Genomic DNA, 15981 nt, shown 5'->3' on the forward strand with positions numbered 1-15981 from the left:
CCGGACGTACGTCCCGGCGGCAGTTCCCCACGAGGACGCGGCGCCCGCGCGACACGTCGCGGGCGCCGCGTCGTGCCGCGTCGTGCCGCGTCGTGCCGCGTCGTGCCGCGTCGTGCCGCGTCGTGCCGCGTCGTGCCGCGTCGTGCCGCGTCGTGCCGCGTCGTGCCGCGTCGCGTCGCGTCGCGTGCGAGATGGAAAGCCTCGCGACGTCGCGTGCACGTGGCGTGCGGGCTAAACCCTTTGACCGGGCTTCGCGCTACGCGTCATGGTCCCCTCCATGCCCGACGCATCGCACTCCCGTCCCGCCCCTTCGTCCGCCGAGCGGCCCGCCCCGCCGGACGAGAAACTCCGCCGTACCCTCCTCGCCGCCTACGACGCGCAACTGCGCGGCGAGAACGAGTTCTCCGACCCCCGTGCTCGCGTGGAGCGCGACGGGCCGCTCGTGCGCTTCACCGGGACCGGAACCGGATACATCACAGGACCGAGGGACCTCGGTGTGGAGGGCGACGCCCTGGACGCGCTGATCGCCAGGCAACGCGACAGGTATGCCGAGTTGGGCATCGAGGCAGAGTGGAAGACGCGCGGCCACGACGCGCAGAAGGACCTGCCCGAGCGGCTCTCCGCCGCCGGTTTCGTGGCGGACGTGCCCGAGACCGTGTTCGTCGGCCGCACGGAGGACCTCGCCCGGCTCGAACCGCGCCTGCCGGACGGCCTCAGGATGCGCGACGTCACGTCGCTCGCCGACCTCCGCCGCATCGACGCCATGAACCGGGAGATCTGGGGCGAGCGCCACGACCGCGCCGAGGAACTCCACCGCGTCCTGACCACGTCGCCCGAGAACGTGACGGTCCTCGTCGTCGAGGCCGATCAGGACGCCGCGCCCGCGGCCACGTCGCGTCCGCCACGCTCCCAGGCGCCCGACGTCGCGCAGCACGCCGCGCAGCACGCGGCGTCCGACGCCGCCCCCACCCCGTACGACGCGACGCAGGACACCACCCCGGCGGTCACTCCCGCCATCCCCGTCCACGCCTCCCGTATCGAATTCGTCCCCGGCACCGACTTCGCAGGCCTCTGGGGCGGCTCGACGCTCGCCGCGTGGCGCGGGCGCGGCCTGTACCGCGCGACGGTCGCTGCCCGCGCCCGTATCGCCGCCGCGCGCGGCGTCCCGTACCTCCAGGTCGACGCCGGCCCCGACAGCGCGCCCATCCTGCGCCGCCTCGGCTTCCTGGAGCTCACGACCACGACGCCCTACATCTGGACGCCGCCCGCCGGGTGACTTCCGGGACTCGCTGTCTCCTCGCACAGGTCTTATGGCGAGAATGGGGGGATGACCGACAGTCCTGCTCCACTCGCCGACCCCCACCTCCGCTACGACGCCACGCCGGGACGCCGCGACATCGTCGTGCTCGGCTCCACGGGCTCCATCGGTACGCAGGCCGTGGACCTCGTCCTGCGCAACCCGGACCGCTTCCGGGTCACCGCGCTCTCCGCGGCGGGCGGCAGGGTCGGCCTGCTCGCCGAGCAGGCGTACCGCCTGCGCGTGGACCACGTCGCTGTGGCGCGCGAAGACGTCGTACCGCAGTTGCGCGAAGCGCTCTCCGCGCAGTACGGCGCGGAGCCGCTGCCGGAGATCCTCGCGGGTCCCGACGCCGCGACGCACCTCGCGGCGTCGCCGTGCCACACGGTGCTCAACGGCATCACCGGGTCCATCGGCCTCGCCCCCACGCTCGCGGCGCTGAAGGCCGGGCGCACCCTCGCGCTCGCCAACAAGGAGTCGCTCATCGTCGGCGGCCCGCTCGTCAAGGAGCTGGCGGCGCCGGGCCAGATCATCCCCGTCGACTCCGAGCACGCCGCGCTCTTCCAGGCGCTCGCCGCCGGCACGCGCGCGGAGGTGCGCAAGCTCGTCGTGACGGCCTCGGGGGGTCCCTTCCGGGGCCGCACGAGGGCCGAACTGGCCACCGTCACGCCGCAGGACGCCCTCGCGCACCCGACGTGGTCGATGGGCCCGGTCATCACCGTCAACTCGGCGACGCTCGTCAACAAGGGCCTGGAGGTCATCGAGGCGCACCTCCTCTACGACATTCCCTTCGACCGCATCGAGGTCGTCGTGCATCCGCAGTCCTACGTGCACTCGATGGTGGAGTTCGTGGACGGGTCGACGCTCGCGCAGGCGACGCCGCCCGATATGCGCGGCCCCATCGCGATCGGCCTGGGCTGGCCCGAGCGCGTACCCGACGCCGCGCGCGGATTCGACTGGAGCACCGCGTCGTCCTGGGAATTCTTCCCGCTGGACGACGACGCGTTCCCCTCCGTCGGACTCGCCCGGCACGTGGGGCGGCTCGCGGGGACGGCCCCGGCGGTGTTCAATGCCGCCAACGAGGAATGTGTGGACGCCTTTCTCAAGGGTGCCCTCGCCTTCAACGCGATCATGGACACGGTGACCGCCGTGGTGGCCGAGCACGGCACGCCCGCCGCGGGAACCGCCCTGACGCTTGAGGACGTTCTCGACGCGGAGACCTGGGCACGGGCCCGGGCGCGCGAACTTGCTGCGAAGGCGACAGTGGAGGCCACTGCGTGACCGTATTGATGACGATCCTCGGCATAGTCGTCTTCGTGATCGGGCTGCTGTTCTCGATCGCCTGGCACGAGCTGGGGCACCTTTCCACCGCGAAGCTCTTCGGCATCCGCGTGCCGCAGTACATGGTCGGCTTCGGGCCGACGCTCTTCTCGCGCAAGAAGGGCGACACCGAGTACGGCGTCAAGGCCGTGCCGCTCGGTGGCTACATCCGCATGATCGGGATGTTCCCGCCGGGGCCCGACGGGCGCATCGAGGCGCGTTCCACGTCGCCCTGGCGCGGCATGATCGAGGACGCGCGTTCCGCCGCGTACGAGGAACTCGAACCGGGCGACGAGACGCGCATGTTCTACACGCGCAAGCCGTGGAAGCGCGTCATCGTCATGTTCGCCGGCCCCTTCATGAACCTGGTGCTCGCCGTCGCGATCTTCTTCGGCGTCATGATGACCTTCGGCCTGAACACGCAGACCACCACGGTCAGCACGGTCTCCGACTGTGTCATCAACCAGAGCGAGAACCGCGACACCTGCGCCAAGGGCGACGCCCCCGCGCCCGCCAAGGCGGCGGGACTCCGGCCGGGCGACAAGATCGTCGCGTACAACGGGCAGTCCGTCGACGACTACAGCGTCCTCCAGTCCCGCATCCGCGCCTCGCACGGCGCGGCGACGATCACGGTCGAACGCGACGGCACGCGCCGTACGCTCCACGCCGACGTCATAGAGAACCAGGTCGCCAAGACGGACGGCGACGGCGGCATCGTCGACGGCCAGTACGTCACCGCGGGTTTCCTCGGCTTCACGCCGGCCTCGGGCATCGTCAAGCAGTCCTTCGGGCAGTCCGTCGACCAGATGGGCACCATGATGGAGAACGGCGTCCAGTCCATGCTGGCGCTGCCCTCCAAGATCCCCGACCTGTGGAACGCGGCGTTCGACGGCGGGGAGCGCAAGCAGGACTCGCCGATGGGCGTCCTCGGCGCGGCGCGCGTGGGCGGCGAGGTCTTCACCCTCGACATTCCGCCGGAGAACCAGATCGCGATGATGCTGTTCCTCGTCGCGGGCTTCAACCTCTCCCTGTTCCTCTTCAACATGCTGCCCCTGCTGCCTCTGGACGGTGGTCACATCGCCGGCGCGCTGTGGGAAGCGGTACGCCGCCACACGGCCCGCGTCTTCCGCCGCCCCGACCCGGGCCCCTTCGACGTCGCGAAGCTGATGCCGGTGGCGTACGTCGTCGCGGGCGTCTTCGTCTGCTTCACGCTGCTCGTGTTCATCGCCGACCTGGTGAACCCGGTCAAGATCACCTGAGGCCCGCCGCACGTCGCGCCACGCGGGGACGTCGCGTGGCGCGACGGCGGGCATCGTGCCTGGTCACACGCGACGTGGCATAGGCGACGTCGCGTCGTGTACGGGCGCGACGTCGCGTCGCGGCGTACGCGCTTCCGCTACGTGTACGGGGCGCCCCGCCCCCGTGCGGCGCGACGTCGCCCACGCGCCGTACTCCACGCGCCGCACCCCCATGTCGCGTACGAGCCCCGCGCATGTCGCGTACGAGCCCCGCGCCCGGTGTCGCGTACGGGCCCTGCCCTCGCGTCGTACGCCGCCCCGCACCCTTCGTACGACGCGAGGTACCGCGCCCGGCGTAGCGCCCCGTACCGCGCCGCGCGACGACGTCAGGACGCGACATACCACGGCGCGACGTCGCGCCGTACGCGGCCATGACGAGGCGGTACGCGACGTACGGCGGTGGTCCGTGCGGCGCCGCGCAGGTGGCGTGCGACCGACGAACAGGTGACCCGGTGCGGGTCCGTGTTCCCTCGATCCGGTAGTGACGTAATCTCGGGTGACGTGCCCGAGGATTCCGGGACCGATATCCACACGTTGGGGTTGCACTGCAGATGACTGCGATTTCACTGGGAATGCCGTCCGTTCCTACCCAGCTCGCCGAGCGCAGGAAGAGCCGGCAGATCCAGGTCGGGAGCGTCCCCGTCGGTGGTGGCGCCCCCGTGTCCGTCCAGTCGATGACCACCACACGTACCTCCGACATCGGCGCGACGCTCCAGCAGATCGCCGAGCTGACGGCCTCCGGCTGCCAGATCGTGCGCGTCGCCTGCCCGACGCAGGACGACGCCGACGCGCTGCCCGTCATCGCGCGCAAGTCGCAGATCCCCGTCATCGCCGACATCCACTTCCAGCCGAAGTACGTCTTCGCCGCCATCGACGCCGGCTGCGCGGCGGTCCGGGTGAACCCGGGCAACATCAAGCAGTTCGACGACAAGGTCAAGGAGATCGCCAAGGCGGCGGGCGACGCGGGCGTGCCGATCCGCATCGGCGTCAACGCCGGTTCGCTCGACAGGCGGCTGCTCCAGAAGTACGGCAAGGCCACGCCCGAGGCGCTCGTCGAGTCCGCTCTGTGGGAGGCGTCGCTCTTCGAGGAGCACGGCTTCCGCGACATCAAGATCTCGGTCAAGCACAACGACCCCGTCGTCATGGTCAACGCCTACCGCCAGCTCGCCCAGGCCTGCGACTACCCGCTCCACCTCGGCGTCACCGAGGCGGGTCCGGCCTTCCAGGGCACCATCAAGTCGGCCGTGGCCTTCGGGGCGCTGCTCGCCGAGGGCATCGGTGACACGATCCGGGTCTCCCTGTCGGCGCCGCCCGCCGAGGAGGTCAAGGTCGGCCTCCAGATCCTGGAGTCGCTCAACCTCAAGCCGCGCCGCCTGGAGATCGTCTCCTGCCCGTCCTGCGGCCGGGCCCAGGTCGACGTCTACAAGCTCGCCAACGAGGTCACCGCGGGACTCGACGGCATGGAGGTCCCGCTGCGCGTCGCGGTCATGGGTTGTGTCGTCAACGGCCCCGGCGAGGCCCGCGAGGCCGACCTCGGTGTCGCCTCGGGCAACGGCAAGGGCCAGATCTTCGTCAAGGGCGAGGTCGTCAAGACCGTGCCCGAGTCCAAGATCGTGGAGACCCTCATCGACGAGGCGCAGAAGATCGCCGCGCAGATGGAGGCCGACGGCATCGCCTCCGGCGAGCCCGAGGTGTCCGTCAGCTGACGTGTGCCGCTGACGGCCCGGGGGCGCTGACGCCCCCGGGCCGTTCGTGTGCCTGGCCCAGGGACCGCTGCGGCCGTGCGGGGGCGGGGCGGGGCGACGGGGGCGCGTCGCGGCATCGTGCCTGGTCGCACGCGACGTCGCATATGCCACGTCGCGCGCCGGGGCGCTACGTGGCGCGACGTGGCCATCAGGGAGCACCGTGCGGCGTGCGCTGCCGCGTCGTCCCTCGACCACGCATCGTCACATATGTGGGAGGCATATGCGACGTCGCGTACCGCCGCATCGTGCCGCCCCCGCGTCGCGCAGCCTTGGTCGCCCGGCCCGGCTCCTCCCCGTCCCGGAGCGTGTCGCCCTCGCGGCGGGTACAGTGCCAAAACCAGTAGCCCGTACGGTGAGGCGCTTCGAACGTGTTGACTCAGACCACCACCAGGGTCCTCGGTCCCGAAGACCTGGACGCCGCGTTGGCCGTCCTGCACCAGGACCCGGTGGCGAACGCCTTCGTCACCTCCCGTGTGCAGGTGGCCGGTCTCGACCCCTGGCGGCTCGGTGGCGAGATGTGGGGCTGGTACCAGCGCGGACACCTCACTTCGCTGTGCTACGCGGGAGCGAACCTCGTCCCCATCTGCGCAGTGCCCGACGCCGTCCGCGCCTTCGCGGAGCGGGCCCGTCGCGCAGGCCGGCGCTGCTCGTCGATCGTCGGCCCCGCCGAACCCACGCGTCTGCTCTGGTCCCTGCTGGAACCGTACTGGGGCCCCGCCCGTGAGGTCCGTGCCTGCCAGCCCCTCATGACGACCGACCGGCCCCCCGAGGTGCTTCCCGACCCGCTCGTACGCCGCGTACGCCGCGACGAGGTCGAGACGCTGATGCCCGCATGCGTCGCGATGTTCACCGAGGAGGTCGGCATCTCCCCGCTCGCGGGCGACGGGGGGCTCCTCTACCAGGCCCGCGTCGCCGAACTGGTCAACGCCGGACGGTCCTTCGCCCGCATCGACAACGGCAAGGTCGTCTTCAAGGCCGAGATCGGCGCGGCCACCCCCGAGGCGTGCCAGATCCAGGGCGTCTGGGTCAACCCGGAGTACCGCGGGCGGGGGCTCGCCGCGCCGGGCATGGCCGCGGTCGTCGCGTACGCGCTGCGCGACATAGCCCCGGTGGCGAGCCTGTACGTCAACGACTTCAACACCGCCGCACGCGCGACGTACCGACGCGTCGGCTTCCAGGAGACGGGCACCTTCGCGAGCATCCTCTTCTGAATGTCGGATCACCTTCCGACCCCGGGCAAGCCAGGGTGCCGCCGCCGACCCGTCCCGCACGGGGCGACGTCGCGCACGGGCCGGCGCGACGTTCGCGCAGGTCGCACGCGACGTACGACGCGACGTCGCACCGGCCGCGCGACGTACGACGCGGCATCACACCGGCCACGCGACGTATCCGCACGCGGCGTGCCCGGCACCGCCACCCCCGAGATGCGAGGCGAGACATGACAGACCCCACCGACGACGCCCCCGCGAACAGCGCCGCGACACGCGACGGCACACGCGACGTCGCGAAGGAGCAGGCAGCCTGGGAGGAGTGGCGCGCGCGACGTCGCGTCGCCCTCACCGCCCCGCAGGGAAACCTCGCCCTGATCGAGACGCGCTGGGCGCCGCTGGGCGAGCGCCCCGACCTCGAAGCGGCGCGGGCCCAACTGGGCGAGGGGCAGACCCTTACGACCCTGGAGCGCACCGAGCCGGTCAGCGGACGCCCCGAGTACGGGCTGCGCCGCTGGGACGCGCACGCGCCCGCCATGCGCCACTTCGACTCCGTCGACACCTTCCCGTACCGCCCCGACTGGGTCCTGGAAGCCGAGTACGAGCCGGTGGAGGGCGCCCGGACGGTGCCCTTCGAGCACATCCGTGACAACGGCGGCACGCGCGACCTCGTCGTCCCCGGCGATCTGCGGCTCACTCTCGGCGGTTCCGACTACACGCTCAGCGCCTTCGACGACGACGGCACCCTGCTGCTCGTCTTCGGTGACCCGACGAACGGGGCGAGCACCTACGGCGCCGGCCGCTTCCTCTTCGTGCACCGCGACGAGCGGAATGCCGGGCCGCAGCGCGTCGTGCTCGACTTCAACCGCGCCTTCGTCCCCCCGTGCGGCTTCTCGGACCAGTACAACTGCCCCATGCCGCCGCGCCAGAACAGGTTGCACGTGCCCGTCGAGGCAGGCGAGAAGGTCCCGGTCTTCCGCGACGGGTACGGCGCGCACTGAGCGGCACGGCACGGCACGGCACTGCGCGGCGTCGCAAGGCACTGCGCGGCACGTCGCGTGGCGGAGGGCGGAGTGCGGTGCACCCGCCACGTACAACTCGCGCGACGTGTTCCCGAGTTGAACCCCCACGTCGCGCGAGGGCCCGGAGCCCCGCACGCGACGTCGCATATGCCACGGCGCCCCGGACCTGCACGACGGGGCCGCGCGGCCGCCCGCCGCGTGCCCCGGCCCCCGCCCGCCCCGCCCCGCGCGACGTCGCCCCTTCCCCCGATCGCCCGTCGCCCCCGACCAGCACCCCGACCAGCCCAGCACCCCGCCCCGCCCTCCGACCGACCGTCCCCGCCTCCCCGCCCCCAGCCCCCGCCCGCTCCCTCGCCGCCACCCGCACCCCCGACGCCCGGTAGTCTCCCCGCATGTCGAGCAACCCCGGGCACACCCCCAGGCCCCCGGACGAGCCCAGGCCCCCCGACGAGATCACGGTCGGCCCGCTCGATCTGGCCGCCCGCGTCGACGAGGCCCTCGCCGTGCAAGCCCTCGCCTTCGGCCTCAGCGACGAGGAGATCGACGTACGGCACCACATCGTGCTGCGGCATCTCGGCGTTCCAGGGGCGCGGGCGCTCGGTGCGACGACGGCCGAGAACCGCCTCGTCGGCTTCGTCTACGGCCTCCCGAACGACCGGGCGCACTGGTGGTCCACCGTCGTGCAGCCGTACCTGCGCAGACTCGGCAACGACGCGTGGCTCGACGACTCCTTCGTGATCACCGAACTGCACGTCCACCCTCGCCACCAGAACCGCGGCATCGGCCGCGCCCTCATCACCGGCCTCACCGACGCGGCGCCGCAGCCCCGCTCGATCCTCTCCGCCATCGACCGCGACAGCCCCGCGCGCGGCCTCTACGCCTCGCTGGGTTACCGGGACCTCGCGCGACAGATCGCGTTCCCCGGCGCGCCGTTGCCGTACGCGGTGATGGGCGCGACGTTGCCGCTGCGCCGCCCCCGTCCGCACCGGGCATAACCGATTTCCGCCAGCCCCTGGGCCCCGGCTAACCTCGTCACCCTCACCCTTTCCTCGCAGGAGTTCACCATGTCCCAGGTCCAGCGCATGTCCCGATTGATGGTCAAGACACTGCGTGACGACCCGGCGGACGCCGAGACGCTCAGCCACAAGCTGCTGGTCCGCGCCGGCTACGTGCGCCGAACGGCCGCCGGTATCTGGTCCTGGCTGCCGCTCGGCAAGAGGGTCCTCGACAACATCTCGCAGATCGTCCGCGAGGAACTGGACGCCATCGGCGCCCAGGAGGTCCTGCTGCCCGCTCTCCTGCCGCGGGAGCCCTACGAGGCGACGGGGCGCTGGGAGGAGTACGGGGATCTGCTCTTCCGCCTCAAGGACCGCAAGGGTGCCGACTACCTCCTCGGCCCCACGCACGAGGAGATCTTCACGCAGGTCGTGAAGGACCAGTGCACCTCGTACAAGGACCTTCCGGTCATGCTGTACCAGATCCAGACGAAGTACCGCGACGAGGCGCGTCCCCGTTCGGGCGTGCTGCGTGGGCGCGAGTTCCTCATGAAGGACTCGTACTCCTTCGACACGACCGACGAGGGCCTCGCCGAGTCGTACGCGCTGCACCGCGAGGCGTACCGCAAGATTTTCGCGCGCCTGGGGCTCGACTACCGCATCGTCTCCGCCGTCTCGGGTGCGATGGGCGGTTCGGCCTCGGAGGAGTTCCTCGCTCCCGCCGCCGCAGGTGAGGACACCTTCGCCGACTGCCCCAACTGCGGTTTCGCCGCGAACACCGAGGCCGTCACCTTCAAGGGCGCCGCGGTGGACGGCTCCGCGCACGGCCCCGTCGAGGAGCTGGACACCCCCGACACGCCGACGATCGAGACCCTCGCCGAGCACCTCGGCGTCCCGGCCTCCGCGACGCTCAAGAACCTGCTGGTCAAGGTCGACGGCGAGATCGTCGCCGTCGGTGTCCCGGGCGACCGCGAGGTCGACCTCGGCAAGCTCGGCGAGCACCTGGCGCCCGCCGTCGTCGACATCGTCACCGCCGAGGACTTCGAAGCGAACCCCGAGCTGGTACGCGGCTACGTCGGCCCCCAGGGCCTGAAGATTCGCTACATCGCCGACCCCCGCGTCGCCCCGGGCACCGCGTGGGTCACGGGTGCCAACAAGCCCGACACCCACGCGCGCAACGTCGTCGCGGGCCGCGACTTCGAGGTCGACGACTACCTCGACGTCGTCGTCGTCGAAGAGGGCGACCCCTGCCCCAACTGCGGCCAGGGCCTCCACCTCGACCGCGCCATCGAGATCGGCCACATCTTCCAGCTCGGCCGCAAGTACGCCGACACCTTCCAGCTCGACGTCCTCGGCCAGAACGGCAAGCCCGTCCGCGTCACGATGGGCTCCTACGGCATCGGTGTCTCGCGCGCCGTCGCCGCGCTCGCCGAGCAGACCGCCGACGAGAAGGGCCTGTGCTGGCCCGCCGAGGTCGCTCCCGCCGACGTCCACGTCGTCGCGGCGGGCAAGGTCCTCCAGACCGAGCTGGCTCTGGAGATCGCCGACAAGCTCGCCGCCGCGGGCGCGCGCGTCCTCGTCGACGACCGCGCGGGCGTCTCGCCCGGCGTCAAGTTCACCGACGCGGAACTCATCGGCGTCCCGAAGACCGTCATCGCCGGCCGCCGCGCCGCCGAGGGGATCGTCGAACTCAAGGACCGCCGCACGGGCGAGCGCGAAGAACTCCCCGTCGAGGAAGCCGTCGCCCGGCTGACCGCCTGAGCCGGCCCCGAACCTGGCACCCCCCGAAGCGCGGGGCGTCACACGACGCCCCGCGCTTCGGCGTGCGGGAAGGGGGTGCGGGGGTGCGGGTCCGCCGCTGATGGCGCGGTACGGGGACGTCGCGACGTCCGCCACCCGTACGCCGCCATGCCGCGCGCGGCGCGACGTCGCATCGCATCGTGCCTGGTCGCACGCGACGTAGGGGTACGCGACGTCGCGACGTGGGACGCGTGTACGCGGCGTGCCGACACCTCTGTACGCGGCGTGCCGCGCCACCCGCGTACGCGACGTACGCGACGCGACGCCGCGGTGCGCCCCACGCGACGTCTCACGCCCCGAGGCAAGGGGACGTCACAGCCAGGCCGCGAACTCCAACAGCGTTTCGCCCTCCTGGCGACGCCCCGCCGCGAGCGCGGCCACTCCGGCAGCCGTCGCGCGGAAGTGCGTCCAGCCCTGCACCCGGTCGCGGTCCAGATCGAGCGCGTCCGCGAGCTTGGCGACGCGACGTCGCGCGGCGCTCGCGCCCCCCTCGCTCGCGACGAGGTCCTCCAGCCGGTCACGTGCAAGGCGCGCGACGTCGTAGGCGCGCTCGCCGATCACGGGTTCGGGGCCCACGGCGAGCCACGGCAGCCGCTCACCCGCGAGGACCTTCGCCTGTCGGAAGGCACCGTGCAGCAGCACGCGCTCCGCGTCGGGCCGCGAGGCGTCGGCGAGCAGGTCGCTCCGTACCGCGAGCGCGTTCTCGACGAGGGGCAGGACGAGCGGACCCGCCGCCTCGCGCATGCGGGCCGCCTGCCGCTCCGTACGCGCGGCGAGCGTCTCGTACGGCGACTCGTCGGTCACCGTGACCCACAGCCTCCGCGCCGTCCCCGCGGCTTCGAGCATCGCCTTCGCCTGCGGCAGCGAACTCAGCGAGATCTCAGGGCGCAGGCGCTCCAGGAGCAGGCCGTGCTCGCTCGCGTGCCTTGCCGACACGCTGCCTGCCGCATGGTCGGATTCCCCGCCGTCGCCCTCCGCCCCTTCCCCGGGATCGGCGAGAAGCCGGCACGCCCCGAGGCCGTCCCATCGTGCGAGCGCCGCGGCCTCGGCGGCGGGACGTGCGCACGGTGGCGCGAGCTTGAGGACGGCGGGCGCGTCGTCCGCGCGACGTACCAGCAGGACCACGCCGCTGCGCCCGCCCGGCTGGAGCAGACGCTCCACGCGCACGTCGTGGTGGCGTGCGGCGGCCTCTGCCAGCCCGGGAAGCCGGTCCAGCCAGGCTGCCGCATCGTCCGCGCCGGGGTCCTCGGCCAGGGCCCGTACGAGTCGCCGGGGAGGTTCGAGGACCATGCGGGGCGCATCCTTTCGGCTGGTACCTGGTGGTCAGTCCTGCGGCGACGGGGAAGCCGGCCGCTCCTTCCCGGACTCCTTGGCCGAATTTGATCGTTCCGCCAGACCTGGGAAGGCTACGCCGTCACCGTTCCAGCGCACCGCGCGGACCGCCGTCTCGCGCAACGCGGCCGCGGCGTCCGCGCGACGTTGTCCGGACGCCGCGCGCACCAGGTCGGCGTACACCGCGGCGACGCGCTCTTCGAGAGCGACCGCGAGCCGTACCGCCGCTGCGGCGTCCGGCACCGCGAACGGCAGCGTGTACGCCGCGGCGGCGGGCTCCGGCGTGGCGCCGAGGTCGGTGACGTCGCGTTCCAAGGCGTCACGTCGCGCGCGGTGCGCGTCGTAGGCCGCCCGCGCGTCGTCGCGCCGTGCGGCGGCGACGCGCCCGCCGACGACGCCGTAGCCGTAGACCGCGGCGTGCTCCGCGCGCAGCGCCGCCTGCGCGGCCTTCCGTTCCCGCTCCTTGGCGTCGGGCTTTCCCGCACGTGTACGAGCATTTTCAGACACCGGTGACTCCTCCTGCTGGCTCCTGGTCCGCCCGCTCCCACACGGTGCGGCTCGCGCGCGGTCTCACTTGGCCGCGGCGCCGAGTACGTAGGCGTGTGCGGCGCCCGCTGCGGCCACCGAGGCGAGCAGCCTGGCCAGCTCCTCCGGAGCGTCCACCAGGACGCGTGCACGGTGGTCCGCGAGCTTCCTCTCCGCCGTGGCGAGGTCGCGCAGTGCCGTCTTCTCGTCGGACGCGACGGTGGGGCGCGGCGACGCGGCGGCCGCCGATGCCCCCGCCGCGCGCTCCGGCGCTGAGGACGACGCGCCGGGCGACGGGCTCTCCGTCGCCCCGCGCCCCGCGGCGTCGAAAGCCGCGTGGTGCCGCGTCACCTGCGCGCGCAGGGGGCGCAATGTCGCGTCGAGCCCGGGGTGCGCCGCGAGCGTCGCGTCGTAACGCGCCATCAGGCCGGAGCTGTCGCCGGCCGCCTTGCGGCTCAGCTTCTGCGCGGCGGTGGCCTCCGCCTTCGCGCGGCGTTCCTTCGCCGCGCCGGAGTCGTCCGAGCAGCCGGTGAGCAGGGACGCGCCCGCGAGCGCCGTACCCGAGGCGAGCAGCAGACGGCGCGAGAGGCGGGGGAGGGGCAGCGGACGGGGGACGGGCAGTGGCGGCACGGCGTACTTCCTCGGCGGATTCGGTGCCGGCGTCGCGCGCACGTCGCGTCCTCGTCCCCGCCGCCGAGCGCCACGTCGCGTGGGGACACGACGCGCACGATGCGGTCCGGGGCGGTGACGTACGAGGCGGCGAGAACGGCGGACGGACGACGACGGGCGGGGCGACGGCGATACGGCGGAGCGGTCCGAGTGCCGTCACATCCTCGAAGCGCGCGACGTAGGGCCCGACGCGACGTCGCGCCCGAGGCGACGTTCCCCGACGCGACGTCGCGCCGTACGCGACGGGAGACGCCGCGCCGTGCACGCCGCGCGTCGCGACGCCGCGCCGCGTACGCCGCCCGCGACGTGGCCCACGTCACCGGCCGTACGCCGCGCGACATGTGCGTCGCGTCACGCGCGTCGTGGCGTCGCGCCGGTCGTGGCCTCACGACGAGCCCGACGCGGGCGACGTAGCGCGCACCGCCGCTTCGGAGTGTGTGGTGGCACTGCGGTGATCACCGTACCCGCGTCCGTGCCTCGTACAGAGGCACGGGCCGCCACGTTCGCCCTGTTCGTCCACCGGAAGGCCGCATGCGGCGGCGTGGGCGCGTCGATGGCGGGTCACGACGCGCCCACGCCGCCGTGCGCGACGTGTCGCGCGGCGTCGCCCCGGTGCCGTACCCGGATACACCCGTTCGAGTGGCGCCACTCCGCGTCGCGACCGGATACCCTTTGACCCGAGACATGACGCACCACAACAGCACACGCGGCCGAGGAGTCACCCGGATGAGCACCACCCAGAGCGAGAGGCTGCGGGAACTGCTGGAGCCCCTCGTCACCGCCAGGGACCTCGATCTCGAAGAGATCACCGTGACTCCGGCGGGCCGGCGCAGGGTGCTCCAGATCGTGGTGGACGGCGACTCGGGTGTCTCCCTCGACACGTGTGCGGAGCTGAGCCGCGAGATCTCCGTCGTGCTCGACGACACCGACGTCATGGGCGAGAGCGAGTACGTCCTGGAAGTCACCTCGCCCGGTGCCGACCGTCCCCTCACCGCCCACCGCCACTACGTGCGCGCCACCGGCCGCCTCGTGCGCTTCCAGCTCGCCGAGGGCGGCGAGCTGGTGGCCCGGGTGCTGGAGACGGACGACGCGGGCCTCGACCTGGAGGTCCCCGGCGTCAAGGGCCGCAAGCCGACACGTCGCAGGCTGGAATTCCCCGAGATCTCCAAGGCGCGCGTCGAGATCGAGTTCAACCGCAAGGAGAGGACGGCCGACGCCGGTCCTCAGCACGCCGAGCAGGCCGAGGCCGAGCAGGCACCGAAGCCGAAGGAGGCGTAGCCGTGGATATCGACATGAGTGCCCTGCGGGGTCTGGTCAGGGAGAAGGAGATCTCCTTCGACCGTTTGGTCGAGGCGATCGAGTCGGCGCTCCTCATCGCGTACCACCGCACCGAGCACAGCCACCGCCGCGCGCGTGTCCACCTCGACCGCGAATCCGGCCACGTGACCGTGTGGGTGAAGGAGGACGAGGCGGACCTCGCCGATCTCGGCGAGGACGCACGCGCGCGCGAGTTCGACGACACGCCCTCCGACTTCGGCCGCATCGCGGCGACGACGGCCAAGCAGGTCATCCTCCAGCGGCTGCGCGACGCGCAGGACGACGCGACGCTCGGCGAGTACGCCGGACGCGAGGGCGACATCGTGACGGGCGTCGTCCAGCAGGGCCGAGACCCGAAGAACGTCCTCGTGGACATCGGCAAGCTGGAGGCCATCCTGCCGGTGCAGGAGCAGGTCCCCGGCGAGGAGTACACGCACGGGCTGCGGCTGCGTTCGTACGTCGTACGCGTCGCGAAGGGCATGCGAGGCCCCTCGGTGACCCTGTCGCGCACCCACCCGAACCTCGTGAAGAAGCTCTTCGCCCTGGAGGTCCCCGAGATCGCCGACGGGTCCGTCGAGATCGCCGCCATCGCGCGCGAGGCCGGGCACCGGACCAAGATCGCGGTCCGCTCGAACCGCTCCGGGCTCAACGCCAAGGGTGCCTGCATCGGCCCGATGGGCGGCCGCGTGCGCAACGTCATGGCCGAGCTGAACGGCGAGAAGATCGACATCGTCGACTGGTCGGACAACCCGGCCGACCTCGTCGCCCACGCGCTCTCACCGGCCCGCGTCAGCCACGTCGAGGTCGTCGACCTCGCGACGCGTTCCGCGCGCGTCACGGTGCCCGACTACCAGCTCTCGCTGGCGATCGGCAAGGAGGGGCAGAACGCCCGCCTCGCCGCGCGCCTGACCGGCTGGCGCATCGACATCCGTCCCGACACGGAGACGACGGACGAGGACGGGAACGCGCGCGGGAGCGAGGAGCGCCACGGGAACCGCGGCGGCGGCCGCGACGACGGCACTGCCGCTCCCGCCCGGAGCACCGACCGCCGCCCGGCCCGGAGCTGACGCCGCGCGGGACCGCCCGGCGGAGCACGGCGCCACCGGCGCGGCGTCACCGGCGCGGCGTCACCGTCACAACGCCGCGCAACGCCGCCGCGTCTCCGTACCGTCGCGTCGCCGCCGTGACGCCGCCCCGCACGCGGCCCGCGACGTCGCGTCGCGCGCACGCCACGCGCCGTGGAATATGCCACGGCGCGTGGCCGTTCCGGATACGGAGCCATGCGACGGGGCCGGCCCGCGCCGTGCGGGCACGCCCCGGCCACCACGCGCGACGCGACACCCGCGTCCCGCGCCACCAGGCACGGCGCCCCGCACCGACGCGCCACCCGGCACGGCGCCCCGCACCGCCGCGCCACCCCGCGAGGCGCCCCCGAAAAGCCCAATACCCGCGT

General features: G+C 72.8%; 13 protein-coding genes. 10 read left to right on the top strand and 3 right to left on the bottom strand.

All coding sequences use genetic code 11. The annotated features are described in order from the left end of the window. Positions 1-277: 277 nt before the first annotated feature. The 8 genes from ACQYWQ_RS23195 (at position 278) to ACQYWQ_RS23230 (ending at position 10646) form a co-directional block, all read left to right on the top strand. Entirely contained in the window at positions 278-1276 is a 999-nt protein-coding gene (locus ACQYWQ_RS23195) for an acetyltransferase (protein WP_431037175.1), read from the top strand. Between the two features lie 51 nt (positions 1277-1327). Next, the gene (gene dxr / locus ACQYWQ_RS23200; RefSeq protein WP_431037176.1) at positions 1328-2578 is read left to right on the top strand and encodes a 1-deoxy-D-xylulose-5-phosphate reductoisomerase; all 1251 of its coding nucleotides are present in this window, start codon (positions 1328-1330) and stop codon (positions 2576-2578) included. Further along, positions 2575-3876, top strand: a complete 1302-nt coding sequence (locus tag ACQYWQ_RS23205; RefSeq protein ID WP_431037178.1) for a M50 family metallopeptidase — start codon at positions 2575-2577, stop codon at positions 3874-3876. Before dxr ends, ACQYWQ_RS23205 begins: the two co-directional genes overlap by 4 nt. Before the next feature lie 590 nt (positions 3877-4466). Further along, positions 4467-5621: a flavodoxin-dependent (E)-4-hydroxy-3-methylbut-2-enyl-diphosphate synthase gene (gene ispG, locus ACQYWQ_RS23210; RefSeq protein ID WP_431037179.1), complete on the top strand. Its 1155-nt coding sequence runs from the start codon at positions 4467-4469 to the stop codon at positions 5619-5621. Positions 5622-6028: 407 nt separating this feature from the next. After that, positions 6029-6871: a GNAT family N-acetyltransferase gene (locus ACQYWQ_RS23215; RefSeq protein WP_431037180.1), complete on the top strand. Its 843-nt coding sequence runs from the start codon at positions 6029-6031 to the stop codon at positions 6869-6871. 227 nt (positions 6872-7098) lie between these two features. Beyond that, entirely contained in the window at positions 7099-7869 is a 771-nt protein-coding gene (locus ACQYWQ_RS23220) for a DUF1684 domain-containing protein (RefSeq protein WP_431037181.1), read from the top strand. 413 nt (positions 7870-8282) lie between these two features. Then, a complete protein-coding gene (locus ACQYWQ_RS23225) occupies positions 8283-8885 on the top strand; it encodes a GNAT family N-acetyltransferase (protein WP_431037182.1) in 603 nt (200 codons plus the stop codon). 69 nt (positions 8886-8954) lie between these two features. Continuing rightward, positions 8955-10646 (top strand): proline--tRNA ligase, encoded by a 1692-nt coding sequence (locus ACQYWQ_RS23230; RefSeq protein ID WP_431037183.1) that lies wholly within the window; start codon positions 8955-8957, stop codon positions 10644-10646. 351 nt (positions 10647-10997) lie between these two features. Here the strand turns inward: ACQYWQ_RS23230 and ACQYWQ_RS23235 are convergent, their stop codons facing one another. The 3 genes from ACQYWQ_RS23235 to ACQYWQ_RS23245 all read right to left on the bottom strand — a co-directional run bounded on the left by ACQYWQ_RS23235 (position 10998) and on the right by ACQYWQ_RS23245 (position 13172). Further along, a complete protein-coding gene (locus tag ACQYWQ_RS23235; protein ID WP_431037184.1) occupies positions 10998-11975 on the bottom strand; it encodes an aminoglycoside phosphotransferase family protein in 978 nt (325 codons plus the stop codon). 33 nt (positions 11976-12008) lie between these two features. Then, on the bottom strand, positions 12009-12524 hold the full coding sequence (locus ACQYWQ_RS23240) for a ferritin-like domain-containing protein (protein ID WP_431037185.1): 516 nt from the start codon (positions 12522-12524) through the stop codon (positions 12009-12011). Between the two features lie 63 nt (positions 12525-12587). Further along, on the bottom strand, positions 12588-13172 hold the full coding sequence (locus ACQYWQ_RS23245; protein WP_431037187.1) for a hypothetical protein: 585 nt from the start codon (positions 13170-13172) through the stop codon (positions 12588-12590). 765 nt (positions 13173-13937) lie between these two features. Between ACQYWQ_RS23245 and rimP the strand changes: the two genes are divergently transcribed. Both rimP and nusA read left to right on the top strand, forming a co-directional pair. Continuing rightward, positions 13938-14489, top strand: coding sequence for a ribosome maturation factor RimP (gene rimP, locus ACQYWQ_RS23250; protein ID WP_431037188.1), 552 nt, complete (start codon positions 13938-13940; stop codon positions 14487-14489). Positions 14490-14491: 2 nt separating this feature from the next. Then, positions 14492-15595 carry a transcription termination factor NusA gene (nusA, locus tag ACQYWQ_RS23255; protein WP_431037189.1) on the top strand — a complete coding sequence of 368 codons (1104 nt, stop codon included), beginning with the start codon at positions 14492-14494 and terminating at the stop codon, positions 15593-15595. The last annotated feature ends 386 nt before the right edge of the window (positions 15596-15981 follow it).

Origin of the sequence: Streptomyces sp. P6-2-1 (assembly GCF_050613165.1) — a bacterium.
Taxonomy (GTDB): Bacteria; Actinomycetota; Actinomycetes; order Streptomycetales; family Streptomycetaceae; genus Streptomyces.